This window comes from Streptomyces sp. BK022, assembly GCF_004217355.1.
Lineage (GTDB): Bacteria > Actinomycetota > Actinomycetes > Streptomycetales > Streptomycetaceae > Streptomyces > Streptomyces griseoluteus.
This window is the reverse complement of sequence record NZ_SHKU01000007.1, coordinates 102,475-115,256: the sequence shown is the minus strand read 5'-3', so window position 1 is coordinate 115,256 and position 12,782 is coordinate 102,475. Positions and strand designations below refer to the sequence as shown.

7 protein-coding genes are annotated in these 12,782 nt (G+C 73.3%); 6 read left to right on the top strand and 1 reads right to left on the bottom strand.

The window, feature by feature from the left end:
• Positions 1-29: 29 nt before the first annotated feature.
• The 6 genes from EV284_RS27050 (at position 30) to mfd (ending at position 12,027) form a co-directional block, all read left to right on the top strand.
• Entirely contained in the window at positions 30-1,031 is a 1,002-nt protein-coding gene (locus EV284_RS27050) for an SMI1/KNR4 family protein (protein WP_130338643.1), read from the top strand.
• A gap of 10 nt (positions 1,032-1,041) precedes the next feature.
• Positions 1,042-3,423 (top strand): SUKH-4 family immunity protein, encoded by a 2,382-nt coding sequence (locus tag EV284_RS27045; RefSeq protein WP_130338641.1) that lies wholly within the window; start codon positions 1,042-1,044, stop codon positions 3,421-3,423.
• Between the two features lie 183 nt (positions 3,424-3,606).
• A complete protein-coding gene (locus EV284_RS27040) occupies positions 3,607-4,470 on the top strand; it encodes a cellulose-binding protein (protein WP_130338639.1) in 864 nt (287 codons plus the stop codon).
• Positions 4,471-4,882: 412 nt separating this feature from the next.
• Positions 4,883-5,671, top strand: a complete 789-nt coding sequence (locus tag EV284_RS27035) for an ABC transporter ATP-binding protein (RefSeq protein ID WP_130338637.1) — start codon at positions 4,883-4,885, stop codon at positions 5,669-5,671.
• Positions 5,668-8,247, top strand: coding sequence for an ABC transporter permease (locus tag EV284_RS27030; RefSeq protein ID WP_130338635.1), 2,580 nt, complete (start codon positions 5,668-5,670; stop codon positions 8,245-8,247). The genes EV284_RS27035 and EV284_RS27030 overlap by 4 nt, the downstream gene beginning before the upstream one ends.
• 246 nt (positions 8,248-8,493) lie before the next feature.
• On the top strand, positions 8,494-12,027 hold the full coding sequence (gene mfd, locus EV284_RS27025) for a transcription-repair coupling factor (RefSeq protein WP_130338633.1): 3,534 nt from the start codon (positions 8,494-8,496) through the stop codon (positions 12,025-12,027).
• A 139-nt stretch (positions 12,028-12,166) separates the two neighbouring features.
• On the opposite strand, the gene EV284_RS27020 is transcribed toward mfd, so the two are convergent.
• Positions 12,167-12,760, bottom strand: coding sequence for a TetR/AcrR family transcriptional regulator (locus EV284_RS27020; RefSeq protein ID WP_130338631.1), 594 nt, complete (start codon positions 12,758-12,760; stop codon positions 12,167-12,169).
• Positions 12,761-12,782 lie beyond the last annotated feature (22 nt).

Here is a 12,782-nt window from a genome sequence, read left to right as displayed (position 1 = left end):
CGTACAGAGTGCCGCAGGGGGCAACCGCCATGACGACAGGTCGGCTCGGGCAGGAAGCCGCGCCGCCGAACGCGGCCTATGCAGGGCAGGTCGTGCACTTCCCGGACCCGGTGCGGGCGGCCCGCCATCCGCGCGGGGTGCGGATCGACGAGCACGGTCATCCCGACTTCGCGCCGTACGCGCGCGCGGCGGCCGAGATCGCGGAGCCCCCGGAGGGGTTCGGCGTCGACGAACTGCGGCTCACGGACTACGTGTCGGCGAACGCGGTGCTCGCGGCGTCGGGGCACGAGCTGTGGGACACGGTGCCGGAGGTGGCGACGCCGCACGGCTGGACGTGGCACCACGTGGCCAACTCCCGGCGTCTCGAGCTCGTCCCGGTCGAGGTGAAGGCGCTGCTGCGGCACCACGGCGGAGTGGCGACGGCGGCGGTGGACCACGCCAAGCGCGGCACCCGCCCGCTGAACGAGACGCGTCCGGCGCACTTCGCGCTCCCCAAGTCCGGGATCGCGGTGACGGAGTCGCAGGTGCAGGGCGTGGAGGAGGACCTCGGCTACCGGCTGCCGGGCGCCTACCGGTCCTTCCTGAAGGCGGCAGGCGGCTGCGCCCCGGTGGGCGCCGCGCTCGACGCCGAGCTGGGCCTGCTGCTGGACCAGCCGTTCTTCACGGTCCGTGACGAGGCGGCGGTCAACGACCTGGTGTACGTGAACAAGTGCCTGCGCGACCACCTGACCAAGGACTACCTGGGCGTCGCGTTCGTCCAGGGCGGTCTGCTCGCGGTGAAGGTGAAGGGCGAGCGGGCCGGTTCGGTGTGGTTCTGCGCGTACGACGACGTACGGGACACCGACCCGTCGTGGTCGGCGGCGGAGCGTGTGGAGCGGCTGCTGCTGCCCTGCGGGGACGACTTCGACGCGTTCCTGTCCCGGCTGGCCGGTGATCCGCCGGAGCTGGACACGGTGGCGAGTCTGATGGTGGACGGCGGCTTCGCGCACGCCGTCCCGGTGTCCGCGGCGTCGGCGCCGGCGGGGGAGTGAGGTCCGGGTCATGGTGACGTTTGCGCGCGCGCAGGAGCGCGGCGAGGAGTGGATCAACGGGGACGTCCCGGCGTACCAGCACCGGGAGGTGCGGGTGCGGGAGTTCGACCTCGGTTTCGTGGTGTGGGGCGAGGACCGTGCCGACGGGCCGCGTTCCGACGCGGGCGGTCAGCGGCTGGTCATCGCGCGCGACAGCGGCGAGGCCACGCTGTGGCCCGCGCTGCCGGTGGGCGAGGTCATCCGCCGGTACGAGGAGCTGTACGGCCGCCCCGACGACGTCGAGGACGAGGTGCCGGTGCCGCCCGCCGCGCGGGTGGACCTCAACCAGACGTCGTTCCTGCTGAGTCCGCCGGAGTGGCTGCAGGAGGCGGCGGACAAGCTGGGCATCCCGGACCGGCGCGCGGGTTCCGGCACCGGGTCCGGTCAGGGTGCGCCCCCGGTCCCGGCTCAGGGTTCCTCCCCGGAGCTCGCCCGGACGCAGGCCGGCATCCCCGCCGCCGCCCCGGACAGCGGGGCCGCGTGGCCCGCCGCCGAGGGCGACGCGGAGCAGGAGCGCCGGGACGGCGACACCCCGTGGGCCGGTACGGACACCAACGGCGACGGGGAGGACCGTTCGGTGCCGCTGCCCGCGACGGTGTTCGCGCCGCCGGTGCACGACGGCACCCCGCCGCCGCCCGCCTCCGCCCCGGACGCCAAGACGGCCCTGATGTCGGGCGGCAGCCGGCTCCCGCCCACGGCGGTCGCGCCCGCGGTGGACGACGCCAGGACGCCGGCCCAGGGCACGGGTACGCCTCCGCCTCCGCCTGCTGCCCGGCCGCTGCCGCCGCACGCCGGCGACATCGCCGACGCCGCCACCAGCAAGGCCGCCCCGCCGCCCCGCAAGCCGCGCGGCGGTTCGGGTGCCCTGCCGCACCCGCCGGGCGCCCCCGGCACTCCGGGGGCGCAGCCGGGCGGGGCCGCCGAGGGCTACGTACCGACGCAACTGGTGTCCTCGCTCGACGGCCCCTCCGGGCCGCAGGGGGCACCGCAGCCGCCGAACGCCCCGGCCCCGCCGCGGCCCGCCGGGGCGCCCGGTGCCGTGCACCACGCGGAGACCGTGCTGGCCCCGCCCTCGCCCGGCGGCCCCGGCGTGCCCCCGCCGCCGTCCGCCCCCGGCACGCCCCCCGCGCCCGGCACCCAGCCGACGGCCGGGATGCCGCCCGTACCCGGGATGCCCGCCGGCCCGCCGCCCGCGCCGCAGCCGATGCCGCACGCGGGACCGCCGCCGCAGGGCGCGCCCTTGCCGCCGCCGGGTGCCATGCCCCCGCCGGGAGCGATGCCGCCCCCGGCCGGTGCCATGCCTCCCCCCGGCGCGATGCCTCCGCCGGCCGCGCCGATGCCGGGGCAGCCGGGCGCGTACGGGTATCCGCAGCAGGGACAGCCGATGGTGGGGCCCGGCTACCAGGCGGTGCTGCGCTACCGCGCCCACGACGGCTCGGAGCAGCAGCTCATCCGGCGTTCGGCGCCGGGCACCCCGCACCCGGAGTGGCAGATCTTCCACGAGCTGCGCGCGATGAACGTGCCGCCGGACCAGGTGCTGGAGCTGCACACCGAGCTGGAGTCCTGTGAACTGCCGGGCGCGTACTGCGCGCGGATGATCCGGGAGCAGTGGCCGCAGGCGCGGATCGCGTCCATCGCGCCGTACGGCACGGACCACGCGAGCCGGCAGGAGGGCATGCGGGAGCTGCTGGCCCATCAGGGCGAGCTGCACCAGGTCGCGGACGGTCCCGCGCGGCCCGCGCCGGTGCGGGCGCCGCTGCCGCCGGTGCCGCCCGTGCCGCCGGTCCCGCCGGAGGCCGTCGCGCAGGAGCTGGCCGCGGTGTTCGGTCCCGGCGTGTACCGGTTCGAGCAGCAGGCGGTGGCCCGGCAGGGTGTGCCGCCGGTCGTCGCGCACACCCTGGTGGTGGCCGGACTCCCGCTGGACATGGGCCCGTTCTTCTGGGCGCAGGCCCAGCCGGGCCGTCCGGTGCCGACGCTGGCCGAGCTGGCGGCCGAGCGCGGGGTGGCCCCGGCCTCGGACGCGGGGTCCTACCTGGTGATGGGCACGGACTTCGGCAAGGCGATCTGCGTGCAGTACGGCACCGCCAACATCGTGGCCGTGCCGGTGGAGAGCGGGCCGGGCGGGGCGCCGGTGCCGCCGCAGTTCGTCAACTCCGGGCTGCCCGAGTTCGCCCGCTGCCTGGCCCTGCTGGGCCGGATGTGGCGGCTGCGGTACGGCCTGAACCAGGAGCAGGCGGCCCGCTGGACCGTCGACTTCCAGGCCCAGCTGGCCGCCCTGGACCCGGCCGCGCTGGCATCGCCGGAGAGCTGGTGGTCGGTGCTGCTGGAGCAGATGTGGGACGGCCTGCTCTAGCGGACGCCGCCGCTCGAACAGAGGGCCCTTCACCGGTTCGGGTGAAGGGCCCTCTGGCGTTTCCTGCCCACTTCCGGCCAAGTCCTGTACGCGGAGTGTCGCGTCATGGGCGGATATGAAACGACCGGCAGGATATGCGGGAAATCGTCCTGTCGGGTAGGCCCGGCGGAGAGGGGTCCGAAGGTGAGCGGTACGGCGAGGACACCGCGCGGCTACCGTCCCGACCAGGTCGACGCCTACCTGGCGGCGATCTCCCGCGACCGGGACGCCGCCTGGGAGCGCGCGGCCCGGCTGACCGTCCTGGTCGGGCGGCTCGAGGCCGAGGCCGCGCGCCTCTCGGAGACGGCCGCCGGGCTGGCCCCGCAGGAGTACGACACCCTCGGCGAGCGCGCCCGGTACGCCTTCGGGCTGCTCCGGGAGGAGGCCCGCGCGGTGCGCGAGGCGGCCCGCGAGGAGGCCCGGCACGAGGTGGCGCGGGCGGAGCAGGACGCGGCCGGTGTCGTGCGGGCCGCGCGGGAGGCGGCGCGGGCGCGGTGCGCCGGGGCCGAGGAGGAGGCCGCGGAGCTGCTGCTGGCGGCGCGCGCCGAGGCGGACCGGGTACGGGTGGATGCCAGGCGCGAGGTGCGGGAACTGCGCGGCCGGGCCCTCGCGGTGCTGCGCGAGGCGCGCGCCCACGCCGCCGCGCTGCCCGGCGTGCTGGAGGCCGAACGGGCGGAGCGCCGCGCGGCGGCCGAACGCGCGGACGCCGAGCGGGAGTCGGCCGCCAAGGCGAGCCTCGCCGAGCGGACCGCCCGCGCGCAGGCCGGACTAGCGGCGGCCGGGCGGGCGCTGGAGGAGGCGGCCGTGCGGGCGCGGCACTGCCAGGACGAGGCACGCGCGCGTGCCGCCGAGATCCTCGCCGGGGCCCGCCTCCACGCGGAGCGCACCGCCCGCGAGACCGAGCGCGTCCTGCGCGAACACAGCGACACCTGGGACGACGTGCAGGCCCAGACGAGCCGCGTACGCGACCGTCTGACGGAGCTGACGGGGCGGGCCGCCGCCCAGTGACCTGGGGTCGTGTCGGGGTGCCCGTAGGGGGCGGGTTGACCCTGACGCGGCGTAAGGGTGGAGGCTGACCGGGTTCGGGGGTGGACACGACCCTGAGAAGGGCTCCACCCGTCGGTGGAGTACCCCTAGGGGTATCTCCGTACGAGGGCTCGGGGAGGGTTCGTCCCCGCGGAGGACGAGGCCGGCCGTGCCGCGTCCTTAGTCTGTTCTTATGCCGCCAGGGGGGCGGTCGGCCGGACCGCGGGGGTAGGGATTTCCCCCCGGGAAACGGGGGTTCGCACCAGCGTGCGGCACCCCCCGCCACGGCCAGACTTTCAGGCGCAGCGCACGGACGCACCGGCCCGCACCACCGAACCCATACGTCGCACCGCGATCCAGGGTGCCCGCGATCGACCCGCATAGGAGACATACCGTGACATCGGCTGTGACCATTCCCAGGCACGGGGGCACTGGAGGGCCTACGGCCGTCGCCGCACGAGCGCGGCAGGTCGTGAAGGCCTACGGGGCCGGGGAGACCCGCGTCGTCGCCCTCGACCACGTCGACGTGGACATCGCCCGCGGCCAGTTCACCGCGATCATGGGCCCCTCCGGGTCCGGCAAGTCCACCCTCATGCACTGCCTCGCCGGTCTCGACACCGTGACCAGTGGTCAGATCTACCTGGACGAGACCGAGATCACCGGCCTCAAGGACAAGAAGCTCACCCGGCTGCGCCGCGACCGGATCGGCTTCATCTTCCAGGCGTTCAACCTGCTGCCGACGCTGAACGCGCTGGAGAACATCACGCTGCCCATGGACATCGCCGGCCGCAAGCCCGACAAGGCGTGGCTGGACCGGGTCGTGGAGACCGTCGGACTCAAGGACCGGCTCAGGCACCGGCCGACCCAGCTCTCCGGCGGCCAGCAGCAGCGCGTCGCCGTGGCCCGCGCGCTCGCCGCCCGCCCCGAGATCATCTTCGGTGACGAACCGACCGGAAACCTCGACTCCCGCGCCGGCGCCGAGGTCCTCGGCTTCCTGCGCCGCTCGGTGGACGAGCTGGGCCAGACCATCGTCATGGTCACCCACGACCCGGTCGCCGCCTCCTACGCGGACCGCGTGCTCTACCTGGCCGACGGCCGGATCGTGGACGAGATGACCAAGCCCACGGCCGAGCAGGTCCTGGACCGGATGAAGGACTTCGACGCGCGGGGGCGCACCTCATGACCGTCCTGAAGACCTCGCTGCGCAACTTCCTCGCGCACAAGGGCCGGATGGCGCTCTCCGCGATCGCGGTCCTGCTCTCGGTGGCGTTCGTCTGCGGCACCCTGGTGTTCACCGACACCATGAACACCACCTTCGACAAGCTCTTCCAGGTGACGTCCTCCGACGTCACGGTGAGCGCCAAGGGCGCCTCCGACACCGGGGAGACCACCTCCGACACCGGCAAGCCGCCGGTGCTCCCCGCCGCGGTCGTCGGCGAGATCGAGCGGGCGCCGGGCGTGAAGTCGGCCGAGGGCACCGTCTTCTCCACCTCGGTCACCGTGGTCGACGGCGACAAGGAGAAGCTGTCGCCCACCAGCGGTGCCCCGACCATCGTCGGCAACTGGAACGCCAACGACGCCCGCACCATGAAGATCACCACCGGCGCGGCGCCCCGGGGGTCCGGCCAGATCATGGTCGACGCCGACACCGCGAAGAAGCACCACCTGAAGCTCGGCGACGACATCGGCGTCATCACCGCCGTCGGCACGCACCAGGCGCGCGTGTCCGGCATCGCCACCTTCACCGTCACCAACCCCGGCGCGGCGATCTTCTACCTGGACACCCGGACCGCCCAGCAGGCCCTGGTGGGCCGCACCGGCGTCTTCACCAACGTCAACGTCACCGCCGACCGGGGCGTCACCGACGCCCGCCTCAAGCGGGACGTGAGCACCGCGCTCGGCGCCGGCTACAAGGTGCAGACCGCCAAGGAGGTCGCCGACGCCAACCAGCAGGACGTGAAGAGCTTCCTCGACGTCATGCGGTACGCCATGCTCGGCTTCGCCGGGATCGCCTTCCTGGTCGGCATCTTCCTGATCATCAACACCTTCTCGATGCTGGTCGCCCAGCGCACCCGTGAGATCGGCCTGATGCGGGCCATCGGCTCCTCCCGCCGCCAGGTCAACCGGTCGGTGCTGATCGAGGCCCTGCTGCTCGGCGTCGTCGGCTCCGTGCTCGGCGTGGGCGCCGGGGTCGGGATCGCCGTCGGCCTGATGAAGCTCATGGGCCAGATCGGCATGCACCTGTCCACGGACGACCTGACGGTCGCCTGGACCACCCCGGTCGCCGGTGTGGTGCTCGGCGTCGTCGTCACCGTCCTCGCCGCCTATCTGCCGGCCCGCCGCGCGGGCAGGATCTCCCCGATGGCCGCCCTGCGCGACGCGGGTGCCCCGGCCGACGCCCGGGCCGGCGTGATCCGCGCCGTCATCGGCCTGGTCCTCACCGGCGCCGGCGCCGCCTGCCTGGCCGCGGCCGCCGCCAGCGACCACGCCACGACCGGCTCGGCCTGGCTGGGTGTCGGCATCGTGCTCTCCCTGATCGGCTTCGTGGTGATCGGCCCGCTGCTCGCCTCCGGCGTGGTGCGTGTCCTCGGCGCGATCGTCCTCAGGGTCTTCGGCCCCGTCGGCCGCATGGCCGAGCGCAACGCACTGCGCAACCCGCGCCGCACCGGCGCGACCGGCGCCGCCCTGATGATCGGCCTCGCCCTGGTGGCCTGCCTGTCGGTGGTCGGCTCGTCCATGGTGGCCTCCGCCACCGACCAGCTCGACAAGACGGTGGGCGCGGACTTCATCGTCCAGAGCGACAACGGCTCCGTCATCACCCCGCAGGCCGTCGACGCCCTGAAGAGCACGCGGGGCCTGGAGCGGGTCACCGAGTACAAGATCCTCCCGGTGACCATGACCACGCCCGACGGCAAGGTCTCCAGGAACGAGACCCTCAACGCCGCCGACCCCGGCTACGCCGAGGACCTGCGCACCAAGACCGTCCAGGGCGACCTCGCCGACGCCTACGGCGCCGACTCCATGTCCGTCTTCGCCGGCTTCGCCAAGGACCACGGCATCAAGCTGGGCTCCCGGGTCGACGTCGCCTTCAAGGGCGGCCGCACCGCGAAGCTGACGGTCCGCGCGATCACCAGTGACGAGGTCGTGGTCGACAAGGGCGCCATGTACGTCTCCATCGCCACCGCGAAGAAGTACGTACCGGCCGACAGGATGCCGCTCGACCTGCTCCTGTTCGCCACCGCCAAGGAAGGTCAGCAGGACGCCGCGTACAAGGCGCTGAAGGCGTCCCTGCACGACTACCCGCAGTACACCGTCCGCGACCAGACCGACTACAAGCAGGCCCTCAAGGACCAGATCGGCCAGCTCCTCAACCTGATCTACGGCCTGCTGGCCCTGGCCATCATCGTCGCCGTCCTCGGTGTCGTGAACACCCTCGCCCTCTCCGTGGTGGAACGCACCCGCGAGATCGGCCTCATGCGGGCCATCGGCCTCTCCCGCCGACAGCTCCGCCGCATGATCCGCCTGGAGTCGGTGGTGATCGCCCTCTTCGGCGCGCTCCTCGGCCTCGGCCTGGGCATGGGCTGGGGCGCCACCGCCCAGAAGCTGCTCGCCCTCCAGGGGCTGAAGGTCCTGGAGATCCCCTGGCCGACGATCATCTCCGTCTTCATCGCCTCCGCCTTCGTGGGGCTGTTCGCGGCGCTGATCCCGGCGTTCAGGGCGGGGCGGATGAACGTGCTGAGCGCCATCGCCACGGAGTAGGGAGACGTGGCGGGGGCCGGTGCCGGGAGCCTGGGGGCTCCCGGCACCGGCGTGTCCGGGGTGGGAAACAGGGGGTCCAGGGGGCAGAGCCCCCTGGTACGCCGACTGCGGCACAGGCCCCGCAGGAAGCAGACGTTATCCACAGCCCCCGCCAAGCAAGCCGCAGCGTCGTACGCTGGAAGACCCCCGGCCCGTACGACGAGTCGGGCGATTCGCGTTCCCACCCCCAGGACGGAAAAGCCCTCCATGAGACTGCACGGTCTGCTCGACGCCGTCGTCAAGGACCCCGCCCTCGCAGAAGCGATCACCGCGGCCACGGACGGCAACCGCCCCCACCTCGACCTCGTAGGCCCCCCGGCGGCCCGCCCCCTGGCGATCGCCGCCCTCGCACGCGACACCACCCGCCCGGTGCTCGCCGTGACCGCGACGGGCCGCGAGGCGGAGGACCTGGCGGCGGCCCTCCGCTCACTGCTGCCCCCTGACGGCGTCGTGGAGTACCCCTCCTGGGAAACCCTCCCGCACGAACGCCTCAGCCCCCGCAGCGACACCGTCGGCCGCCGCCTGGCCGTACTGCGCCGCCTGGCCCATCCCCGCCCCGACGACCCCGAGACCGGCCCCGTCTCCGTCGTCGTCGCCCCCGTCCGCTCCGTGCTCCAGCCCCAGGTCAAGGGCCTGGGTGACCTGGAACCCGTTGCCCTGCGCACCGGCCAGAGCGCCGACCTGAACGAGATCGTGGAAGCCCTGGCCGCCGCGGCGTACGCGCGCGTGGAGCTGGTCGAGAAGCGCGGCGAGTTCGCCGTACGCGGCGGCATCCTGGACGTGTTCCCGCCCACCGAGGAACACCCCCTGCGCATCGAGTTCTGGGGCGACGACGTCGAGGAGATCCGCTACTTCAAGGTGGCCGACCAGCGCTCCCTGGAGGTCGCCGACCACGGTCTGTGGGCCCCGCCCTGCCGCGAACTGCTGCTCACCGACGACGTGCGCGAACGCGCGCTGGCCCTCGCCGAGGAACACCCCGAGCTGGGCGAACTGCTCGGCAAGATCGCCGAGGGCATCGCGGTCGAGGGCATGGAGTCCCTCGCTCCCGTCCTCGTGGACGACATGGAGCTGCTCCTCGACGTGCTCCCGAAGAACGCGATGACCGTGGTCTGCGACCCGGAGCGGGTCCGCACCCGCGCCTCCGACCTCGTCGCCACCTCCCAGGAGTTCCTCCACGCCTCCTGGGCGGCCAGCGCGGGCGGCGGCGAGGCGCCCATCGACGTCGGCGCGGCCTCCCTGTGGTCCCTCGCGGACGTACGGGACCGCGCGCGCGAGCTGGACATGATGTGGTGGTCCGTCTCGCCGTTCGCCGCCGACGAGGAGCTGGGCGGCGACACCCTCAAGCTCGGCATGCGCGCCCCCGAGACCTACCGCGGGGACACCGCCCGCGCCCTCGCCGACACCAAGGGCTGGCTCTCCGACGGCTGGCGCACGGTGTTCCTCACCGAGGGCCACGGCCCGGCCTCCCGCATCGTCGAGGTGCTCGGCGGCGAGGGCATCGCGGCCCGGCTGGACGCCGACCTCGACGAGCTGAGCCCGTCCCTCGTCCACGTCTCCTGCGGCTCGATCGACCAGGGTTTCGTGGACCCGGCACTCAAGCTGGCCGTCCTCACCGAGACCGACCTGACCGGGCAGAAGTCCGCCGGCCGCGAGGGCACCCGCATGCCCGTCCGCCGCCGCAAGGCCATCGACCCGCTCACCCTCGAATCGGGCGACTACATCGTCCACGAGCAGCACGGCGTGGGCCGCTACATCGAGATGGTGCAGCGCACCGTCCAGGGCGCCACCCGCGAGTACCTGGTCGTGGAGTACGCCCCCGCCAAGCGCGGCCAGCCCGGCGACCGGCTGTACATCCCCACCGACCAGCTGGAGCAGATCACCAAGTACGTCGGCGGCGAGGCCCCCACCCTGCACCGCCTGGGCGGCGCCGACTGGACGAAGACCAAGGCGCGCGCCAAGAAGGCCGTCAAGGAGATCGCCGCCGACCTGATCCGGCTCTACAGCGCCCGCATGGCCGCCCCCGGCCACGCCTTCGGCAGCGACACCCCCTGGCAGCGCGAGCTGGAGGACGCCTTCCCGTACGCGGAGACCCCCGACCAGCTCACCACCATCGCCGAGGTCAAGGAGGACATGGAGAAGTCCGTCCCCATGGACCGCCTGATCTGCGGCGACGTCGGCTACGGCAAGACCGAGATCGCCGTCCGCGCCGCCTTCAAGGCCGTCCAGGACGGCAAGCAGGTCGCCGTCCTGGTGCCCACCACGCTGCTGGTGCAGCAGCACTTCGGCACGTTCTCCGAGCGGTACTCCCAGTTCCCGGTCAATGTGCGCGCCCTGTCCCGCTTCCAGACCGAGACCGAGGCCAAGGCCGTCCTGGAAGGCCTCAAGGACGGCTCGGTGGACATCGTCATCGGCACCCACCGCCTGTTCTCCTCCGAGACCAAGTTCAAGGACCTCGGCCTGGTCATCGTCGACGAGGAACAGCGCTTCGGCGTCGAGCACAAGGAACAGCTCAAGAAGCTGCGCGCCAACGTGGACGTCCTCACCATGTCCGCCACGCCCATCCCGCGCACCCTGGAGATGGCCGTCACCGGCATCCGCGAGATGTCCACCATCACCACCCCGCCCGAGGAGCGCCACCCCGTCCTCACCTTCGTCGGCCCCTACGAGGAGCGGCAGATCGGCGCCGCCATCCGCCGTGAACTGCTCCGCGAGGGCCAGGTCTTCTACATCCACAACCGGGTCGAGTCCATCGACCGCGCGGCCGCCAAGCTCCGCGAGATCGTCCCCGAGGCGCGCATCGCCACAGCCCACGGCCAGATGTCCGAACAGGCCCTGGAACAGGTCGTGGTGGACTTCTGGGAGAAGAAGTTCGACGTCCTGGTCTCCACCACGATCGTGGAGTCCGGCATCGACATCTCCAACGCCAACACCCTGATCGTGGAGCGCGGCGACAACTTCGGCCTCTCCCAGCTGCACCAGCTGCGCGGCCGCGTCGGCCGTGGCCGCGAACGCGGATACGCCTACTTCCTGTACCCGCCGGAGAAGCCGCTCACCGAGACCGCGCACGAACGGCTCGCGACCATCGCCCAGCACACCGAGATGGGCGCCGGCATGTACGTCGCCATGAAGGACCTGGAGATCCGCGGCGCGGGCAACCTGCTCGGCGGCGAGCAGTCCGGGCACATCGCGGGGGTCGGCTTCGACCTCTACATGCGCATGGTGGGCGAGGCCGTGGCCGACTACCGGCGCCAGCTGGAGACCGGCGAGATCGAGGAGGAAGCGCCGCTCGAGGTCAAGATCGAGCTGCCGGTCGACGCCCACGTCCCGCACGACTACGCGCCGGGCGAGCGGCTGCGCCTCCAGGCATACCGGTCCATCGCCTCCGCCAACTCGGAGGAGGACATCAAGGCCGTCCGCGAGGAACTCACCGACCGCTACGGCAAGCTGCCCGAGCCGGTGGAGAACCTGCTGCTCGTCGCCGGTCTGCGCATGCTCGCGCGGGCCTGCGGGGTGGGCGAGATCGTCCTCCAGGGCCCCAACATCCGCTTGGCGCCCGTGGAGCTGCGCGAATCGCAGGAGCTGCGGCTGAAGCGGCTGTACCCGGGCTCGGTCATCAAGCCGACCGCGCACCAGGTGCTGGTGCCGCGCCCCAAGACGGCCAAGGTCGGCGGCAAGCCGTTGGTCGGGCGTGAACTCCTGGGCTGGGTCGGGGAGTTCCTCGCCTCGATCCTGGGGTCCTGAGGCGGTCGGCCCAGAGGCAGGGGCTCGTCGAGAGGGCTGGGGGAGCGGTGGTTCTCCCGGCCCTTCCGGCTGTCTGCCCTCGGACTGCCTGAAGCCGGGGCTGCGCGAGGCCGGGGCTGCCTGGGGGCCGGGGCCGCCGTCAGTCGGCCGCCGAGTGGAACAGCATCGCGGTGAGCGCGCGGAACGTGTCCTCCGGGTCCTCCTCTCCCAACTGGCCGTCGAGGTTGTGGCCGAGGAGCAGCGTGGCGTAGCCGTGGGCCAGGGACCAGGCGGCCATCCCGGCCAGCCGGGCGTCGGGACCCCGGTCGCCGGGGTCGACGGTGGTGACGGCCCGGCTCAACGCCTCACCGGCCAGGGCACGGGCCGTGGTCAGCTCCAGGTCCTCCGGGCGCAGCAGCTCCGGGCTGAACATCACCTGGAAGTGCGCGGGGTGTTCGCGGGCGAAGCGGACGTACCGGACGCCGGCCTCGCGCAGCCCGGGAGCCTCCCGCAGCGCGTCCGCGAGCAGACCGAACCCCTCGGCGGCTATCGCGGTGAGCAGTCCGGTGCGGTCCTTGAAGTGGTGCGCGGGCGCCGCGTGCGAGACCCCGGCGCGGCGGGCGAGGTCACGCAGGCTCAGCGCGCCGGGCCCTTCGGCGGCGATGACGTCGAGCGCGGCGGACAGCACGGCCCGGCGCAGGTCGCCGTGGTGGTACGTCCGCCGGTCCGCGGACGTGGAGTTCGAGGGGCTCATGGAATCAGGATACGCGGAATCT